Source organism: Pseudomonas nabeulensis, from assembly GCF_004682045.1.
Lineage (GTDB): Bacteria > Pseudomonadota > Gammaproteobacteria > Pseudomonadales > Pseudomonadaceae > Aquipseudomonas > Aquipseudomonas nabeulensis.
In genome coordinates this window covers 101,347-119,034 of the sequence record NZ_QUZT01000008.1, presented here as the reverse complement: position 1 = coordinate 119,034, position 17,688 = coordinate 101,347, and the positions used below count along the sequence as shown (strand labels likewise).

Genomic DNA, 17,688 nt, shown 5'->3' with positions numbered 1-17,688 from the left:
TCCAAAGCATAAAAAATATGAATTTGAGTTATTTAATGTAGCGCCATACCATCAGCCTCACAAGCCAAAGGGTTATTGAAAAGCCCGGCGTATAGAAGCACCGATGATGAGGACCGACTGATGGCCGGCAAGACGCTTTACGACAAGCTTTGGGATTCCCATGAAGTGAAACGGCGCGACGATGGTTCGTCGCTGATCTATATCGACCGTCACATCATCCATGAAGTGACCTCGCCCCAAGCGTTCGAAGGCCTGCGTCTGGCCGGGCGCAAGCCATGGCGGGTCGACTCCATCATCGCCACGCCGGACCACAACGTGCCGACCACCCCGGAGCGTAAGGGCGGCATTGACGCCATCGTCGACACGGTCTCGCGTTTGCAGGTGCAAACCCTCGACGACTATTGCGACGAATACGGCATCACCGAATTCAAGATGAACGACGTGCGCCAGGGCATCGTCCACGTGATCGGCCCGGAGCAGGGCGCCACCCTGCCAGGCATGACCGTGGTCTGCGGTGACTCCCACACCTCGACCCACGGTGCCTTCGGCGCCTTGGCCCACGGCATCGGCACCTCCGAGGTGGAGCATGTGTTCGCCACCCAGTGCCTGGTCGCCAAGAAAATGAAGAACATGTTGGTGTCGGTCGAGGGCACCTTGCCGTTTGGCGTGACCGCCAAGGACATCGTCCTCGCCGTGATCGGCAAGATCGGCACCGCCGGCGGTAACGGCCATGCCATCGAATTCGCGGGTAGTGCGATTCGCGACCTGTCCATCGAAGGCCGCATGACCATCTGCAACATGTCCATCGAAGCCGGTGCCCGCGTGGGCATGGTGGCGGCGGACGAAAAAACCGTCGAATACGTCAAGGGTCGTCCATTCGCGCCGCAAGGCGCTGACTGGGACGCCGCTGTCGAAGCGTGGAAGGACCTGGTGTCCGATGCCGACGCGGTGTTTGACACTGTGGTTGAACTCGACGCGGCTGAAATCAAGCCGCAAGTCAGCTGGGGCACCTCGCCGGAAATGGTGTTGGCCGTCGACCAGAATGTGCCGGACCCGGCGAAAGAAGCCGACCTGGTCAAACGCGGTTCCATCGAGCGCGCCTTGAAGTACATGGGCTTGCAGGCCAACCAGGCGATCACCGACATTCAGTTGGATCGGGTGTTTATCGGTTCCTGCACCAACTCGCGCATCGAAGACCTGCGCGCCGCCGCGGTGATCGCCAAAGGCCGCAAAGTGGCGTCGACCATCAAGCAAGCCATCGTGGTGCCAGGTTCGGGCCTGGTCAAAGCGCAAGCCGAAGCCGAAGGCCTGGACAAGATCTTCCTCGAAGCCGGTTTTGAATGGCGTGAGCCGGGCTGCTCCATGTGCCTGGCGATGAACCCGGACCGTTTGGAGTCGGGCGAGCATTGCGCGTCCACGTCCAACCGTAACTTCGAAGGGCGTCAGGGCGCCGGTGGGCGTACCCACCTGGTCAGCCCGGCCATGGCTGCTGCGGCTGCCGTCAACGGTCGTTTCATCGACGTTCGCGAATTGATCTGAGGAATACCCGATGCGTGCTTTTACCCAACACACCGGCCTTGTCGCCCCTTTGGATCGCGCCAACGTCGACACTGACCAGATCATCCCCAAGCAGTTCTTGAAGTCGATCAAGCGCACCGGTTTCGGCCCGAACCTGTTCGACGAGTGGCGCTACCTGGACGTGGGCTACGCCTACCAGGACAACTCCAAGCGCCCGCTGAACAAGGACTTCGTACTCAACGCCGAACGTTACCAAGGTTCCAGCGTACTGCTGGCCCGGGAAAACTTCGGTTGCGGCTCCAGCCGTGAACATGCGCCATGGGCCCTGGAAGAATATGGCTTTCGCAGCATCATCGCGCCGAGCTACGCCGACATCTTCTTCAACAACAGCTTCAAAAACGGCCTGTTGCCGATCATTTTGACCGACGAAGAAGTCGACGAATTGTTCAAGCAGGTAGAAGCCGAAGAGGGCTACCAGTTGACCGTCGACCTGGCCGCGCAAACCGTGACCCGTCCGGACGGCAAGGTGTATCACTTTGAAGTGGATGCATTCCGTAAGCACTGCCTGATCAACGGCCTGGACGACATCGGCCTGACCTTGCAGGACGGCGACGCGATTGCAGCGTTTGAGGCCAAGCACCGGGCGAGCCAGCCTTGGTTGTTTCGCGATTGATGTAGGCAGGACCGCCGCCATCGGGGGCAAGCCCCCTCCCACAGGGGTACGCATTCCAAATGTGGGAGGGGGCTTGCCCCCGATGAGGCCAGTGCTAACAACACAACCCCCAAGGAAAACCACCATGACCAGCACCGCCCACACCCAAGTCGTGCAAAAACAATTCGGCGAGCAAGCCTCGGCCTACCTGAGCAGTGCCGTGCACGCCCAGGGCACCGAATTTGCGTTGCTACAGGCCGAACTGGCCGGGCAGGGCAGTGCGCGACTGCTGGACTTGGGCTGCGGTGCCGGTCATGTCAGCTTTCACGTGGCGCCATTGGTTAAAGAAGTGGTCGCCTACGACCTGTCTCAACAGATGCTTGATGTCGTCGCGGCCGCTGCAAAAGACCGTGGCCTGGACAACATCCGTACCGTCCACGGCGCCGCCGAACGCCTGCCGTTCGCTGACGGCGAGTTCGACTTCGTGTTCAGCCGCTACTCGGCCCATCACTGGAGCGATCTGGGCGTAGCGCTGCGCGAAGTGCGCCGCGTGCTCAAGCCGGGCGGCGTGGCGGCGTTCGTGGATGTGTTGTCACCGGGCAGCCCGCTGTTGGACACTTACCTGCAAACCGTCGAAGTGCTGCGCGACACCAGCCACGTGCGCGATTACTCTGCCGCCGAGTGGATGCAGCAGCTCAGCGAATCCGGTTTGCACGTACGTAACAGCAGCCGCCAGCGCCTGCGCCTGGAATACACCTCGTGGGTCGAGCGCATGCGCACGCCAGAAGTGTTGCGCGCGGCGATCCTTGAGCTGCAAAAGGCGATGGGCCAGGAAGTGCGCGACTACTACGAAATTCAAGCCGACGGCACCTTCAGCACCGACGTGCTGGTGGTGTTCGCCGAGCGCTGATCAATTTTTCCCGACCTGCCCACGGGCGGGTCGCTTGATGAAATGAGGAACCCATGAGCAAGCAGATTCTGATTCTCCCTGGCGACGGTATTGGTCCGGAAATCATGGCCGAAGCGGTCAAAGTCCTGGAAGTGGCCAACACCAAGTACAGCCTGGGCTTCGAACTGAGCCACGACGTGATCGGCGGCGCGGCCATCGACAAGCATGGTGTACCGCTGGCGGATGAAACCCTGGAGCGCGCGCGCGCTGCCGACGCGGTGCTGCTGGGCGCCGTGGGCGGCCCGAAATGGGACAAGATCGAACGTGACATCCGCCCAGAGCGCGGCTTGCTGAAAATCCGTGCCCAACTGGGCCTGTTCGGCAACCTGCGCCCGGCGATCCTCTACCCGCAACTGGCTGACGCGTCGAGCCTCAAGCCAGAAGTGGTGGCGGGCCTGGACATCCTCATCGTGCGTGAGCTGACCGGCGGTATCTATTTCGGCTCGCCACGGGGCGTGCGGGAGTTGGAAAATGGCGAACGCCAGGCCTACGACACCCTGCCATACAGCGAGAGCGAAATCCGCCGTATCGCCCGTGTTGGTTTCGACATGGCGCGCGTGCGTGGCAAGAAGGTCTGCTCGGTCGATAAAGCCAACGTACTGGCCTCCAGCCAGCTGTGGCGCGAAATCGTCGAGCAAGTGGCCAAGGACTACCCGGACGTCGAACTGAGCCACATGTACGTCGACAACGCCGCCATGCAACTGGTGCGTGCGCCGAAACAGTTCGACGTGATCGTCACCGACAACCTGTTCGGCGACATCCTGTCCGACCAGGCCTCGATGCTCACCGGTTCCATCGGCATGCTGCCGTCGGCGTCCCTGGACACCAACAACAAGGGCATGTACGAGCCTTGCCACGGTTCGGCGCCGGACATCGCCGGGCAGGGCATTGCCAACCCGTTGGCGACCATTTTGTCGGTATCGATGATGCTGCGTTACAGCTTCAACCTGGCTGATGCAGCAGACGCCATCGAGAAGGCCGTGAGCCTGGTGCTGGACCAGGGCCTGCGCACTGGCGACATCTGGTCGCAGGGTTGCACCAAGGTCGGTACGCAAGAAATGGGCGACGCAGTAGTCGCCGCGCTGCAGAATCTGTAATCTCTCGGGCCCGCTTGCAGTTGTTGCTGCAAGGCGGCCCACTTTTTAACAAGGTGTAGTTGCGATGAAACGTGTAGGTCTGATCGGTTGGCGCGGTATGGTCGGTTCCGTGCTCATGCAGCGGATGCTGGAAGAGCAGGATTTCGATCTTATTGAGCCGGTGTTTTTCACCACTTCGAACGTTGGTGGCCAAGGGCCGTCCGTGGGCAAGGATATTGCCCCGCTCAAGGACGCCTACAGCATTGAAGAGCTGAAAACCCTCGACGTGATTTTGACCTGCCAGGGCGGCGACTACACCAGTGAAGTCTTCCCCAAGCTGCGTGAAGCGGGCTGGCAGGGTTACTGGATCGACGCCGCATCGAGCCTGCGCATGCAGGACGACGCGGTGATCATCCTCGACCCGGTGAACCGCAAGGTCATCGACCAGCAGCTGGATGCCGGCACCAAGAACTACGTCGGCGGCAACTGCACCGTCAGCCTGATGCTGATGGGCCTGGGCGGCCTGTTCGAAGCCGGTCTGGTGGAGTGGATGAGCGCCATGACCTATCAGGCGGCCTCCGGTGCCGGCGCGCAGAACATGCGTGAGCTGATCAAGCAAATGGGCGCAACCCACGCGGCCGTCGCCGATCAACTGGCCGACCCGGCCAGCGCGATCCTCGACATCGACCGCCGCGTGGCCGACGCCATGCGCAGCGATGCCTATCCGACCGAAAACTTCGGCGTGCCATTGGCTGGCAGCCTGATCCCGTGGATCGATAAAGAACTGCCGAACGGCCAGAGCCGCGAAGAGTGGAAAGCCCAGGCCGAGACCAACAAGATCCTCGGTCGCTTCAAGAGCCCGATTCCGGTGGACGGTATCTGCGTACGGATCGGCGCCATGCGCTGCCACAGCCAGGCACTGACCATCAAGCTGAACAAAGACGTGCCGATTGCCGATATCGAAGGGCTGATCAGCCAGCACAACCCATGGGTCAAGCTGGTGCCGAACAACCGCGATATCAGCATGCAGGAGCTGAGCCCGACCAAGGTCACCGGCACCCTGAATGTACCGGTGGGCCGTTTGCGCAAGCTGAACATGGGCAGCCAGTTCCTCGGTGCGTTCACCGTGGGTGACCAGTTGCTGTGGGGTGCGGCGGAGCCGTTGCGTCGTATGCTGCGGATCTTGCTGGAGCGGTGATCGCTTGAGGCATTGAAGAAACCCGCGTTCTGGTGACAGGCGCGGGTTTTTTGTTGGCCTTTCGGGCCTCATCGGGGGCAAGCCCCCTCCCACATTTTGATCTGCGAACACATTCAAAGTGTGGGAGGGGCGGTGCGACGACTCGACTTGCCCCCGATGAGGCCATCAGCCACACCACAAGACCTGGCTTAATTGCCTCACCCTCAGCCACCCGGTAAAGTGCCGCTCCCCCCGCAATGCCCGAGGCAGCCCCCATGACCCAGACCTTTGAAATCGCCGTGATCGGCGCCACCGGCACCGTTGGTGAAACCCTGGTGCAGATCCTCGAAGAACTGGACTTCCCGGTGGGCACCCTGCATCTGCTGGCAGGCAGTAACTCTGCCGGCGCCTCGGTGCCGTTTCGCGGCAAGAACGTGCGGGTCAAGGAAGTGGATGAGTTCGATTTCAAAAAGGTGCAGCTGGCGTTTTTCGCGGCCGGGCCTGAAGTGACGCTGAGCTTCACTCCGCGCGCGACGGCGGCCGGTTGCGCAGTGATCGATCTGTCGGGTGCTTTACCGGCCGATCAGGCGCCGCAGGTTGTCCCGGAAGTTAACGCGCATGTCCTGAGCGGTTTGAAAAAGCCTATCCAGGTTGGCAGTCCAAGCCCGTCCGCGACCAATCTGGCCGTGGTGCTGGCGCCGTTGCGCGGAATGTTGGATATCCAGCGCGTCAGCGTTACCGCCAACCTGGCAATGTCGGCCCAAGGTCGCGAAGCCGTCAGTGAGCTGGCGCGCCAGACCGCTGAGCTGCTGAATATGCGACCGCTGGAACCGAAGTTCTTTGACCGTCAGGTTGCCTTTAATCTGCTGGCACAAGTCGGTACACCAGATGCCCAGGGTCATACAGCCCTGGAGAAACGGCTCGTACACGAACTGCGTGCACTGCTGGAAAATCCTTTGCTAAAAATTTCCGCAACCTGCGTTCAAGCCCCGGTGTTTTTTGGCGATAGCCTGACTGTGTCGCTGCAATTGGGCGCGCCGGTCGATCTTGCTGCGGTGAACCGTGTTTTGGATGCAGCGCCGGGTATAGAGCGGGTGGAAGAGGGTGATTACCCGACTGCGGTTGGCGATGCTGTGGGGCAGGACGTGGTCTATGTAGGACGAGTCCGCGCCGGTGTGGATGACCCGGCGGAACTAAATCTGTGGCTGACGTCAGATAACGTACGCAAAGGCGCCGCGCTTAACGCCGTGCAGTTGGCGCAGTTGTTGATAAAAGACCTTGTGTAAAAGATACTTGGCGGCAATTTGTAGATTGATTCTACCCAGGCGCTATGCTTGGCCCCAAACAGGAATAGAAGCGCGTCGGTAACCTATCGGCTCGCCATGCCATATGGCAGCGGTTACCAACCTTCTCGCAGGCCGGGGAGTGTTCAAACAAAGGATGAGGCTATGGTTCAAGTTCGCAAACTGGTGTTAGCAATAGCGGCCGCCTCGGCGCTGTCCTCCGGTATGGCGCAGGCGCTGCAGCTGGGGGAAATGACCCTCAAGTCGAAGTTGAACCAGCCGTTGTCGGTGGAAATCGAGTTGCTCGATGTCGGTGGCCTCACGGCTTCCGAGATCACGCCGAGCCTGGCCTCGTCCCAAGCGTTCGTGGATGCCGGTGTTGATCGCGAGGCGTTTCTCAACGACCTGACGTTTACCCCGGTGATCAACCCCAATGGTCGCAGTGTGGTGCAGGTCACTTCCAGTAAGCCGTTGCCGGATTCCTACGTACGTTTCCTACTACAGGTGCAATGGCCCAACGGCCGTTTGATGCGCGACTACAGCGTATTGCTCGACCCGGCGAAGTTCGAACAGCCGGCACCGACCTCGGCAGCGCCCGCTGCCAGCAAGCCTGCCCTGCACACCACCACCGCTCACGATACGTTGTGGGAAATCGCCGAGAAGAATCGCCATGGCGCGTCGGTCCAGCAGACGATGCTGGCCATTCAGGCGTTGAACCCTGACGCGTTCCGCGATGGGAATATCAACCGTCTCAAAACTGGCCAGGTCCTGCGCCTGCCAGACCACGTGCAGGCGACCAGCTTGCCCCAGTCCCAGGCCATTGCCGAGGTGGCTGCGCAGAACGCTGCCTGGCGTCAGGGGCGTCGTACGCCTGCCAACCAGCCTGCCGGCCAGCAGCAGTTGGACGCGACCCGGCGTACACAGCCTGGCAATGCGCCGTCGAGCACCAACGCCAAGGACAATCTGAGCCTGGTCTCCGCTGAAGCTGGCAAGAAGGGCGGCAAGGGCAATGTTGGTGATAGCCAGGCCCTGAGCGACAAGTTGGCGATGACCCAGGAGCAACTGGACACCACTCGCCGTGACAATGACGAGCTGAAAAGCCGTGCGGCCGATTTGCAAAGCCAGTTGGACAAGCTGCAAAAGCTGATCCAGCTGAAAAACGACCAGTTGGCGCGTTTGCAGGCTGAAAAGGGTGATCCGGCAGCGGCAGCAATACCCGCTCAGTTGGCTGGCGACCCTGCACCGGCCTCGGCCGCCCCACCGGCCCCCGTTGCACCGGCGGCTGAACCGGTCAAGCCCGAGGCGCCTGCGGCTGACACCACCGAAGGAAAATTCAACGATCTGCTGACCAATCCGATTGTGCTGGGTGTGATCGGCGGCGCGGCCGGCTTGCTGGTGCTGTTGCTCCTGTTGTTGTGGGCGCGCCATCGCAACGCCCGTCGTGAAGAGGAAAAGCACCTGCGCATGGCGCGAGCGCTGGCGGAAGAGCCGGTATTTACCCCGAATATCGACCAAGACCTGCCGCCAGACAGCTTCGAGGGCCTCGAAGTACCGCCGCCGAGCGTCAAGCTGGCGGCCGCTCCGACGCCTGCCCCTGTCGTTGAGCCCGCTGTCGTCGTGCCGACGGTTGCTTCCGTGTTGGCGCCGCTGGCAGTGGCTGTCGCACCGGAAAACTCCAGCGATGCCCTGGCGCAAGCGCAGTCCCATATCGACCGTGGTCATCTGAACCAGGCCGCGGATGTGCTGGAACAGGCGATCAAGCGCGAGCCCAAGCGCAGCGACCTGCGCTTGAAGTTGATGGAGGTCTACGGCCTGCAAAATGACAAAGACGGTTTTGTCACGCAGGAGCGTCAGTTGGTGGCCAATGGCGACAACCATGCCCAGGTCGAGCAGCTCAAATCGCGCTTCCCGGCGATGGCCGTGCTGGCGGCAGGCGTGAGTGCAGCGGTTGCCGCTGCTGCATTGGACGCCCAGTACGTCAAGGACCTGTTGGAAGACAAGCCCGCAGACACGGATTTCGATTTGAGCCTTGATGAACTGGAAGCCGTTTCACCGGCCGACGTCAAAGACGATCAGCAGACGTTCGAGTCGCTTCTGCAACAGCAGACCGAAGCCAGTGCGGCCCCGGATGACCTGTCGGACTTCGACCTGGACCTGCAGCTGGATGCGCCGACGTCGACGCAATCGGATGATGATTTTCTCTCGGGTCTGGAAGTGCCGGTGAATGATGTGCCGGCTGTCGAGCCGCCGACGTTGGCCCCGGCCGCGTTGGATGATTTCGAATTGCCGGAAGATTTTGACCTGTCCCTGGCGGACGAGCCGGAAGCGGCTGCCAAGCCCGATGCCTTTGCCTCGGAACTGGATGATGTCAACGCTGAGCTGGATCGCCTGTCCCAGAGCCTGGAGCATCCGTCCATCGAGCCATCCTTTACCGCAGAAGACGCGGCGCAGGGTGGGGATGAGTCGGAGTTTGATTTTCTGTCGGGGACCGATGAGGTTGCCACCAAGCTCGATTTGGCTCAGGCCTATATCGATATGGGCGATGCGGACGGTGCGCGGGATATCTTGTCCGAAGTGTTGACCGAGGGTGATGAAACCCAGCGCGGCGAGGCCAAGGAAATGCTCGGTCGTATCTAACGGACGACTGCGTCAACCTGCAACAAAAGCGCCCGTCATGCGTCAGCCGCCTTTATAATGCCCGCCTTTGCGCAACTCATCAGGCACTCAGTTCTTGGCAAACATAGATAACGCGGCCGCCGAAATGGCGGCCGCAGGCTTTTACCGCATCGCCTTGGGCGTGGAATACAAAGGTTCGCGCTATCGCGGCTGGCAGCGCCAGGCGTCCGGCGTGTTGACCGTGCAGGAAACCCTGGAAAACGCCCTGTCGAAAGTCGCTGATTCTCCGGTGTCACTGATGTGCGCCGGACGTACCGATGCCGGTGTGCATGCGTGCGGCCAAGTGGTGCACTTCGACACCCAGGCCGAGCGCTCCATGAAAGCGTGGGTGATGGGCGCCAATATCAATCTGCCCCATGATGTCAGCGTCAGTTGGGCCAAGGTCATGCCTGCGCACTTTCATGCGCGCTTCAAGGCGATCGCCCGACGTTATCGCTATGTGATCTATAACGATCAGATCCGCCCGGCGCACCTCAACGAAGAAATCACCTGGAACCACCGCCCGCTCGATGCCGAGCGCATGGCCGAAGCCGCGCAACATCTGGTGGGTGTGCACGATTTCAGCGCCTTCCGCGCGGGCCAGTGCCAGGCCAAGTCGCCGATCAAGGAAGTTCATCATTTGCGCGTCACCCGTCACGGCAAGATGATCGTGCTGGATATCCGCGCGGGTGCCTTCCTGCACCATATGGTGCGCAATATCGCGGGCGTCCTGATGACCATTGGCACGGGTGAGCGTCCGGTCGAATGGGCCAGGGAAGTGCTGGAGAGCCGCATCCGTCGTACGGGTGGGGTGACGGCGCATCCATTCGGCTTGTATCTGGTGGATGTGGAGTACCGCGACGAGTTCGAACTGCCGGATCGTTTCATCGGGCCACACTTCCTCACAGGTTTCAGCGAACTTGGCGGCTGACGCCCGGAAAAGCTTTTGTTACCATCCGGGACTTTCTCGTTCCAAGCCCTGGGGTTTCCACGATATGTCAGCCGTTCGCAGCAAGATTTGCGGGATTACCCGCATAGAAGACGCGCTGGCGGCCGTCGAGGCGGGGGCGGATGCCATCGGTTTCGTTTTTTATGCCAAGAGCCCGCGGGCGGTGAATGTGCTGCAGGCGCGAGCGATCATCGCCGCGCTGCCGCCATTCGTGACCACCGTGGGCTTGTTCGTCAATGCCAGCCGTTGCGAACTTAACGAAACCCTGGATGCCGTACCACTGGACATGCTGCAGTTTCACGGGGATGAAAGTCCCGATGAATGTGACAGCTATCAGCGCCCGTATATCAAGGCTCTGCGGGTCAAGGCGGGGGATGATATCGCTGCTGCGAGTGCAGCCTATGTCGGTGCCCGCGGGATTCTGCTGGATACTTATGTTGAGGGTGTACCCGGCGGTACCGGTGAAGCGTTCGATTGGTCGCTGATTCCGGCGGGCTTAAGCAAGCCGATCATCCTTGCTGGAGGGCTCAACCCCGGGAATGTCGAGGCGGCGATTGAGCAGGTTCGCCCGTATGCCGTGGATGTCAGCGGTGGGGTGGAGCAGGGCAAGGGCATCAAGGATCACGGCAAGATTCGCGCATTCATGCAAGCTGTGCGCGGGATGTGACGGCTGGCAGTCTGCCGCCGTCCATAACTACCACTGTGTAAAACAGCCCGGCGCCGCCTGTGGTGGCCCGGAAACGAAGTGGCAACCCTGCACTGGCAGGTTGTCTGGAAGGCTGAGGGCTCATGCGGGAAAAGGCCGGTCGAACGTCTGACCCCGTCCAGCATGTGTCATCGCCACATATGAATTTAGCTCAAGGGCATACGCGGGGCTGTGTTCAAGCCACCGGTACTGGAGAAAGAAAGCATGAGCAACTGGTTAGTAGACAAACTGATCCCTTCGATCATGCGTTCCGAGGTGAAGAAAAGCTCGGTTCCTGAAGGTCTGTGGCACAAGTGCCCTTCCTGCGACGCGGTGCTGTACCGCCCGGAGCTGGAAAAGACCCTGGACGTTTGCCCCAAGTGCAACCACCACATGCGTATCGGCGCTCGCGCCCGTATCGACATCTTCCTTGACGCTGAAGGCCGTAACGAGCTGGGTGCAGACCTGGAGCCGGTTGACCGTCTCAAGTTCCGCGACAGCAAGAAGTACAAGGACCGCCTGGTCGGTGCCCAGAAGCAGACCGGCGAGAAAGACGCGCTGATTTCCGTCAGCGGCAAACTGCTGGGCATGCCAGTCGTGGTTTCGGCCTTTGAGTTCTCCTTCATGGGCGGCTCGATGGGTGCCATCGTCGGTGAGCGCTTTGTACGCGCCGCCAACTACGCCCTGGAAAATCGTTGCCCGATGATCTGCTTCGCCGCCTCCGGTGGCGCGCGCATGCAGGAAGCCTTGATCTCCCTGATGCAAATGGCCAAGACCTCCGCGGTGCTGGCGCGTCTGCGTGAAGAAGGCATCCCGTTCATCTCCGTGCTGACCGACCCGGTCTACGGTGGCGTTTCCGCCAGCCTGGCCATGCTGGGCGACGTGATCGTCGGCGAGCCGAAAGCCCTGATCGGCTTTGCCGGTCCGCGTGTGATCGAGCAGACCGTGCGTGAAAAACTGCCGGAAGGCTTCCAGCGCAGCGAGTTCCTGCTGGAACACGGTGCCATCGACCTGATCATCCCGCGCGGTGAGCTTCGTCCACGCCTGGGTAACCTGTTGGCGCAAATGATGGGCCTGCCGACCCCTCTGTATGTCGCGCCTAAAGTCGAGCCGATCGTCGTGCCGCCGGTGCCTGCAAACCTATGACCCAACGTACCCTGGGCGAATGGCTCGCCTACCTTGAGCAGTTGCATCCGTCCGCCATCGACATGGGCCTGGAGCGCTCGCAACAGGTAGCGGCCCGCCTCGGGTTGGGCCGCCCGGCGCCGCGCGTCATAACGGTGACCGGCACCAACGGCAAAGGCTCTACCTGTGCCTTTGTCGCGGCGCTGCTGCAAGCCCAAGGGCTGAAAGTCGGCGTCTACAATTCCCCGCACCTGCTGCGTTATAACGAGCGGGTGCAGCTCAACGGTGTCGAAGCCACCGATGAGCAACTCTGCGAAGCCTTTGCCGCGCTTGATGCCGGCCGGGGCGAGACCTCCCTGACTTATTTCGAAATGGGCACCCTGGCGGCGTTCTGGCTGTTTGAGCGTGCCCAGTTGGATGTGGTCGTTCTGGAAGTGGGCCTGGGTGGGCGTCTGGACACGGTCAACGTAGTCGATGCTGACTTGGCGCTGGTCACCAGCATTGGTGTTGACCACGCTGACTACTTGGGCAATACCCGTGAATCCGTTGCCTACGAAAAGGCCGGAATCTTCCGTCAGGGCAAGCCTGCGCTGTGTGGTGATGTGGATCCGCCGCACACCTTGCTCGACAAGGTGCGTGAGCTGGATTGCCCGTTTTTCCTGCGTGGCCGCGAATTCAATCTTGAGGTCGGTGACCAGCACTGGCAGTGGCGTGGGCGCGATGCCCGTGGCCAGCTCGTGGAGTTGCACGATTTGCCGCTGCTGAACCTGCCGATGGAAAACGCCGCACTCGCGCTGCAGGCCTATCTGCTGTTGGATCTGCCGTGGAATGCCGAGCAGATTGCCGCGACCTTGCAGGCGACCCGTGTGGTCGGGCGTTTGGATCGTCGTGCATTCGAGTGGCAGGGCAAGTGCTTGAATCTGTTGCTGGATGTAGGGCACAACCCCCATGCGGCTGAATACCTGGCGCAGCGCCTGTCGCGCACGCCGCCGGCGGGTCGTCGCCTTGCGGTATTCGGTTTGCTGGCCGATAAGGATTTGGAGGGTGTGGTCGCACCGTTGCTCGGTAGCGTCCAGGATTGGGCGGTCGCCCCACTGGATTCACCACGCAGTCGTCCGGCCGCCGAGCTGGCAGTCGCCTTGCAGAACCTTGGCGCGCCTGTGGCGTCGTATGCAAGCGTCACCGCTGCCCTTGAGGCGCAGTGCGCGGCTGCCACGCCTGATGACGAGATCCTGTTGTTCGGATCATTTTATTGTGTTGCCGAGGCGCTAGAGTGGCTGGCCCGGCGTTCCACGGAGGAAGCTGCACATGGCATTACTGGATAGCGCGTACAAGCAGCGCATGGTTGGCGCCCTGGTGTTGGTGGCGCTGGCGGTGATCTTTTTGCCGATGTTGTTTTCTCGCCAAGACGAAGAGCGTCAAGTGGTCGTCGAGGCTCCGGCTGCGCCACAGGCGCCGGCAGTGCCGCAGGTGCAGGTTGAGCCGGTGGTAGTGCCTGAGCCGCAGGCCTTGCCGGAAGAAGAGCCTGTGCCGACTGATGAAGAGGTGGCGGCTCAACCAGCGCCGTCGATGCCGGTGCAACCGAGTGTGCCGGTAGTCAAGCCTGCTGCGCCGGTTGCAGCGGCCAAGCCTGCTGCGCCTGCGCCTGCGCCTGCGCCAGCGCCAAAGCCAGTAGCACCGCAGCCTGCGGCGCCGGGTAAGCCGGACGTGGGGCAGAGCCGTATTGACCCGAATGGCTTGCCGATCAGTTGGTCCATTCAAGTGGCCAGCCTGGGCAATCGTGAAGGCGCGGACGCGTTGCAGAAAAAGCTGCGTAGCCAGGGCTATAACGCTTATATCCGCAGCGCCGACGGTAAAAATCGGGTGTTTATCGGGCCGCTGATCGAGCGTGCCGAGGCGGATCGCCTGCGGGACTTGCTGGATCGTCAGCAGAACCTCAAGGGCTTCGTTACTCGCTTCCAGCCTGAGCGCGGCTAAGTTCGTATAGATTCGAGCTTGAAATGCAGTCAAATGTGGGAGGGGGCTTGCCCCCGATTGAGGTGGGTCAGCAACAGATCTGTTGACTGGTCCACAGCTATCGGGGGCAAGCCCCCTCCCACATTGGTTTTGTGGTGGGGTTGAAATCGGATTTGCTCGCCACAAACTACTGATTTGCAAGGCATCGACAATCACAGCTTACCGATAGCCCAGCGCTCTGCTAAAATGCGCCGCCTTATCTGTCCGTAGGCTCAAACGTGCCATTTACCTGGGTTGATTGGGCGATTGTTGCAATCGTCGCCATCTCCGCTTTGATCAGTCTAAGCCGCGGCTTCGTAAAAGAAGCTCTGTCGTTGCTGACTTGGATCATTGCAGGAGTCGTAGCCTGGATGTTCGGTGGTTCACTGTCGGTCTACCTGGCCGGATACATCGAGACACCTTCGGCTCGCGTCATCGCGGGCTGCGCCATCATGTTCATCGCCACGCTGCTGGTGGGGGCAATGGTCAATTATCTTATTGGCGAGTTGATACGTGTCACCGGCCTCTCCGGGACCGATCGATTTCTCGGCATGGCCTTCGGCGCCGCGCGTGGTGCGTTGCTGGTGGTTGTGGCGGTCGGGCTGTTGAGCCTGGGGCCAGTACAGCAGGATTCGTGGTGGCAGGAGTCTGTGCTCGTGCCAAAATTTCTATTGGTTGCAGATTGGTCCAAAAACCTCATCCTGGGGTGGAGCAGTCAGTGGCTGGCCAGCGGAATCAGCGTACCCGCTGATATTCCGTTCAAGGAACACCTCTTACCGGCCAAAACGCCGCAGTAAGCTGTGTTCAGTCAAGATTCATTAAGTAGGGGTTGCGTCGCATGTGTGGCATCGTCGGTATCGTCGGTAAGTCGAACGTCAATCAGGCGCTGTATGACGCGCTAACCGTCCTCCAGCACCGCGGCCAGGACGCTGCCGGTATTGTGACCAGCCACGACGGCCGGTTATTCCTGCGCAAGGACAATGGCCTGGTACGTGACGTGTTCCATCAGCGTCACATGCAGCGCCTCGTCGGGCACATGGGCATTGGCCATGTGCGTTACCCGACTGCCGGTAGCTCGACCTCGGCTGAAGCTCAACCGTTTTACGTCAACTCGCCTTACGGCATCACCCTGGCGCATAACGGCAACCTGACCAACGTTGAACAGCTGGCGAAGGAGATTTACGAATCTGACCTGCGCCACGTCAACACCAGCTCCGACTCGGAAGTGCTGCTCAACGTGTTCGCCCACGAACTGGCCCAGCGCGGCAAGCTGCAGCCGACCGAAGAAGACGTGTTCGCGGCCGTCACTGACGTGCACAACCGTTGCGTCGGTGGTTATGCGGTTGTGGCGATGGTGACCGGCTACGGTATCGTTGGTTTCCGTGACCCGCACGGCATTCGTCCAATCGTGTTCGGCCAGCGTCACACCGACGAAGGCGTCGAGTACATGATCGCCTCCGAAAGCGTGTCCCTGGACGTGCTGGGTTTCACCCTGATCCGCGACCTCGCGCCAGGTGAAGCGGTGTACATCACCGAAGACGGCAAGCTGCATACCCGCCAGTGCGCCGTGGCACCGAAACTCACCCCATGCATCTTCGAGCACGTCTACCTGGCGCGTCCGGATTCGATCATCGACGGCGTTTCGGTGTACAAGGCGCGTCTGCGCATGGGCGAGAAGCTGGCCGAGAAGATCCTGCGCGAGCGTCCTGAACACGACATCGATGTGGTCATCCCGATTCCAGACACCAGCCGTACCGCTGCGCTGGAACTGGCCAATCACTTGGGCGTCAAGTTCCGCGAAGGCTTTGTGAAAAACCGCTACATCGGTCGTACCTTCATCATGCCTGGCCAGGCGGCACGCAAGAAGTCGGTTCGCCAGAAGCTCAACGCCATTGAGCTGGAGTTCCGCGGCAAGAACGTCATGCTGGTGGATGACTCCATCGTGCGTGGCACCACCTGCAAGCAGATCATCCAGATGGCCCGCGAAGCCGGTGCGAAGAACGTGTACTTCTGTTCCGCAGCGCCTGCCGTGCGTTACCCGAACGTGTACGGTATCGACATGCCGAGCGCTCACGAGTTGATCGCTCACAACCGCTCGACCCAGGACGTTGCCGACCTGATCGGCGCCGATTGGCTGATCTACCAGGACCTGCCAGACCTGATCGAAGCGGTCGGCGGTGGCAAGATCAAGATCGACCAGTTCGACTGTGCTGTGTTCGACGGCAAGTACGTGACCGGTGATGTCGATGAGGCCTACCTGAACAAGATCGAGCAGGCGCGTAACGACTCGTCGAAGATCAAGACCCAGGCGGTCAGCGCGATCATCGATCTGTACAACAACTGAGTAAACACCGGCCCTGAGGGGCCGGTTTTGTATCTTAAATAAAGAATTGAGTAAGGAGTGGCAGCATGAGTCAGGAATGGGATGCCGGTCGGTTGGACAGCGACCTCGATGGCGTAGCTTTCGATACCCTGGCTGTGCGCGCCGGCCAGCACCGCACGCCGGAAGGTGAGCATGGCGATCCGATGTTCTTCACCTCCAGCTACGTGTTCCGCACTGCCGCCGACGCCGCTGCGCGTTTCGCGGGCGAAGTGCCGGGCAATGTGTATTCGCGCTACACCAACCCGACCGTGCGTGCGTTCGAGGAGCGTATTGCTGCGCTGGAAGGGGCTGAGCAGGCGGTGGCCACCGCGACCGGTATGGCCGCGATCCTGGCCGTGGTGATGAGCCTGTGCAGCGCTGGCGACCATGTGTTGGTGTCGCGCAGTGTGTTCGGTTCGACCATCAGCCTGTTCGAGAAGTATTTCAAGCGCTTCGGTATTGAAGTGGACTACGTGCCTCTGGCGGATCTTTCCGGTTGGGACGCGGCCATCAAGGCCAACACCAAGCTGTTGTTCGTCGAATCGCCGTCCAATCCGCTGGCCGAGTTGGTGGATATCGCGGCGCTGTCCGAAGTGGCTCATGCCAAGGGTGCGATGCTGGTGGTGGACAACTGCTTCTGCACCCCTGCACTGCAGCAGCCGTTGAAGCTGGGCGCGGACATCGTTGTGCACTCGGCTACCAAGTTCATCGACGGCCAAGGTCGTTGCATGGGTGGCGTGGTTGCTGGGCGCAGTGACCAGATGAAAGAAATCGTCGGCTTCCTGCGCACCGCTGGCCCGACCTTGAGCCCGTTCAACGCCTGGATCTTCCTCAAGGGCCTCGAAACCCTGAATCTGCGGATGAAGGCCCATTGCGCCAACGCCCAGGCACTGGCCGAGTGGCTGGAGCAGCAGGACGGTATCGAGAAAGTCCACTACGCGGGCCTCAAGAGCCATCCGCAACACGAGTTGGCTCAGCGCCAGCAGCGTGGTTTCGGCGCCGTGGTGAGCTTTGAAGTGAAGGGGGGCAAAGAGGGCGCCTGGCGCTTTATCGATGCCACGCGTCTGATCTCCATCACTGCCAACCTGGGTGACAGCAAGACCACCATCACGCATCCGAGCACTACGTCTCACGGGCGTCTTGCGCCGCAAGAGCGTGAAGCGGCGGGCATTCGCGACAGCCTGATCCGCATCGCGGTGGGCCTGGAAGATGTGGCGGACTTGCAGGCTGACCTGGCGCGTGGGTTGGCAGCCTTGTGATCG

The 17,688-nt window shown here is 60.9% G+C and carries 15 protein-coding genes; all 15 read left to right on the top strand.

What is annotated here, in order from left to right:
• Nucleotides 1-120: 120 nt before the first annotated feature.
• The 15 genes from leuC (at nt 121) to DYL61_RS06860 (ending at nt 17,685) form a co-directional block, all read left to right on the top strand.
• Nucleotides 121-1,539: a 3-isopropylmalate dehydratase large subunit gene (gene leuC, locus DYL61_RS06930; protein WP_135307742.1), complete on the top strand. Its 1,419-nt coding sequence runs from the start codon at nt 121-123 to the stop codon at nt 1,537-1,539.
• A gap of 10 nt (nt 1,540-1,549) precedes the next feature.
• Complete coding sequence (gene leuD, locus DYL61_RS06925; RefSeq protein WP_105699670.1) at nt 1,550-2,191, top strand: 3-isopropylmalate dehydratase small subunit; 642 nt, start codon at nt 1,550-1,552, stop codon at nt 2,189-2,191.
• Between the two features lie 124 nt (nt 2,192-2,315).
• Complete coding sequence (locus DYL61_RS06920; RefSeq protein WP_135307741.1) at nt 2,316-3,080, top strand: class I SAM-dependent methyltransferase; 765 nt, start codon at nt 2,316-2,318, stop codon at nt 3,078-3,080.
• A 53-nt stretch (nt 3,081-3,133) separates the two neighbouring features.
• Nucleotides 3,134-4,216, top strand: a complete 1,083-nt coding sequence (leuB, locus tag DYL61_RS06915; protein WP_135307740.1) for a 3-isopropylmalate dehydrogenase — start codon at nt 3,134-3,136, stop codon at nt 4,214-4,216.
• 64 nt (nt 4,217-4,280) lie between these two features.
• A complete protein-coding gene (asd, locus tag DYL61_RS06910) occupies nt 4,281-5,393 on the top strand; it encodes an aspartate-semialdehyde dehydrogenase (RefSeq protein WP_105524869.1) in 1,113 nt (370 codons plus the stop codon).
• A gap of 254 nt (nt 5,394-5,647) precedes the next feature.
• Nucleotides 5,648-6,658, top strand: coding sequence for an aspartate-semialdehyde dehydrogenase (locus DYL61_RS06905; RefSeq protein ID WP_135307739.1), 1,011 nt, complete (start codon nt 5,648-5,650; stop codon nt 6,656-6,658).
• 162 nt (nt 6,659-6,820) lie between these two features.
• Nucleotides 6,821-9,292, top strand: coding sequence for a FimV/HubP family polar landmark protein (locus DYL61_RS06900; RefSeq protein WP_135307738.1), 2,472 nt, complete (start codon nt 6,821-6,823; stop codon nt 9,290-9,292).
• Nucleotides 9,293-9,416: 124 nt separating this feature from the next.
• Nucleotides 9,417-10,241: a tRNA pseudouridine(38-40) synthase TruA gene (truA, locus tag DYL61_RS06895; RefSeq protein WP_135307753.1), complete on the top strand. Its 825-nt coding sequence runs from the start codon at nt 9,417-9,419 to the stop codon at nt 10,239-10,241.
• Nucleotides 10,242-10,305: 64 nt separating this feature from the next.
• Nucleotides 10,306-10,926 (top strand): phosphoribosylanthranilate isomerase, encoded by a 621-nt coding sequence (locus tag DYL61_RS06890; protein ID WP_135307737.1) that lies wholly within the window; start codon nt 10,306-10,308, stop codon nt 10,924-10,926.
• A 243-nt stretch (nt 10,927-11,169) separates the two neighbouring features.
• Nucleotides 11,170-12,090: an acetyl-CoA carboxylase, carboxyltransferase subunit beta gene (accD, locus tag DYL61_RS06885; protein WP_135307736.1), complete on the top strand. Its 921-nt coding sequence runs from the start codon at nt 11,170-11,172 to the stop codon at nt 12,088-12,090.
• Nucleotides 12,087-13,394, top strand: a complete 1,308-nt coding sequence (folC, locus tag DYL61_RS06880) for a bifunctional tetrahydrofolate synthase/dihydrofolate synthase (protein WP_135307735.1) — start codon at nt 12,087-12,089, stop codon at nt 13,392-13,394. The genes accD and folC overlap by 4 nt, the downstream gene beginning before the upstream one ends.
• The gene (locus DYL61_RS06875; RefSeq protein WP_135307734.1) at nt 13,378-14,046 is read left to right on the top strand and encodes an SPOR domain-containing protein; all 669 of its coding nucleotides are present in this window, start codon (nt 13,378-13,380) and stop codon (nt 14,044-14,046) included. The genes folC and DYL61_RS06875 overlap by 17 nt, the downstream gene beginning before the upstream one ends.
• Before the next feature lie 257 nt (nt 14,047-14,303).
• A complete protein-coding gene (locus tag DYL61_RS06870; RefSeq protein ID WP_028617112.1) occupies nt 14,304-14,861 on the top strand; it encodes a CvpA family protein in 558 nt (185 codons plus the stop codon).
• 41 nt (nt 14,862-14,902) lie between these two features.
• The gene (gene purF, locus DYL61_RS06865; protein ID WP_015884965.1) at nt 14,903-16,408 is read left to right on the top strand and encodes an amidophosphoribosyltransferase; all 1,506 of its coding nucleotides are present in this window, start codon (nt 14,903-14,905) and stop codon (nt 16,406-16,408) included.
• A gap of 65 nt (nt 16,409-16,473) precedes the next feature.
• Entirely contained in the window at nt 16,474-17,685 is a 1,212-nt protein-coding gene (locus tag DYL61_RS06860) for an O-succinylhomoserine sulfhydrylase (protein WP_105699653.1), read from the top strand.
• The last annotated feature ends 3 nt before the right edge of the window (nt 17,686-17,688 follow it).

Bases quoted from the DNA above. Each gene is read 5' to 3' on its own strand.
- asd (WP_105524869.1), top strand. From the start codon at position 4,281: ATGAAACGTGTAGGTCTGATCGGTTGGCGCGGTATGGTCGGTTCCGTG.
- leuD (WP_105699670.1), top strand. From the start codon at position 1,550: ATGCGTGCTTTTACCCAACACACCGGCCTTGTCGCCCCTTTGGATCGC.
- DYL61_RS06900 (WP_135307738.1), top strand. From the start codon at position 6,821: ATGGTTCAAGTTCGCAAACTGGTGTTAGCAATAGCGGCCGCCTCGGCG.
- DYL61_RS06860 (WP_105699653.1), top strand. From the start codon at position 16,474: ATGAGTCAGGAATGGGATGCCGGTCGGTTGGACAGCGACCTCGATGGC.
- accD (WP_135307736.1), top strand. From the start codon at position 11,170: ATGAGCAACTGGTTAGTAGACAAACTGATCCCTTCGATCATGCGTTCC.
- DYL61_RS06920 (WP_135307741.1), top strand. From the start codon at position 2,316: ATGACCAGCACCGCCCACACCCAAGTCGTGCAAAAACAATTCGGCGAG.
- DYL61_RS06905 (WP_135307739.1), top strand. From the start codon at position 5,648: ATGACCCAGACCTTTGAAATCGCCGTGATCGGCGCCACCGGCACCGTT.
- DYL61_RS06875 (WP_135307734.1), top strand. From the start codon at position 13,378: ATGGCATTACTGGATAGCGCGTACAAGCAGCGCATGGTTGGCGCCCTG.
- purF (WP_015884965.1), top strand. From the start codon at position 14,903: ATGTGTGGCATCGTCGGTATCGTCGGTAAGTCGAACGTCAATCAGGCG.
- leuB (WP_135307740.1), top strand. From the start codon at position 3,134: ATGAGCAAGCAGATTCTGATTCTCCCTGGCGACGGTATTGGTCCGGAA.
- truA (WP_135307753.1), top strand. From the start codon at position 9,417: ATGGCGGCCGCAGGCTTTTACCGCATCGCCTTGGGCGTGGAATACAAA.
- folC (WP_135307735.1), top strand. From the start codon at position 12,087: ATGACCCAACGTACCCTGGGCGAATGGCTCGCCTACCTTGAGCAGTTG.
- leuC (WP_135307742.1), top strand. From the start codon at position 121: ATGGCCGGCAAGACGCTTTACGACAAGCTTTGGGATTCCCATGAAGTG.
- DYL61_RS06890 (WP_135307737.1), top strand. From the start codon at position 10,306: ATGTCAGCCGTTCGCAGCAAGATTTGCGGGATTACCCGCATAGAAGAC.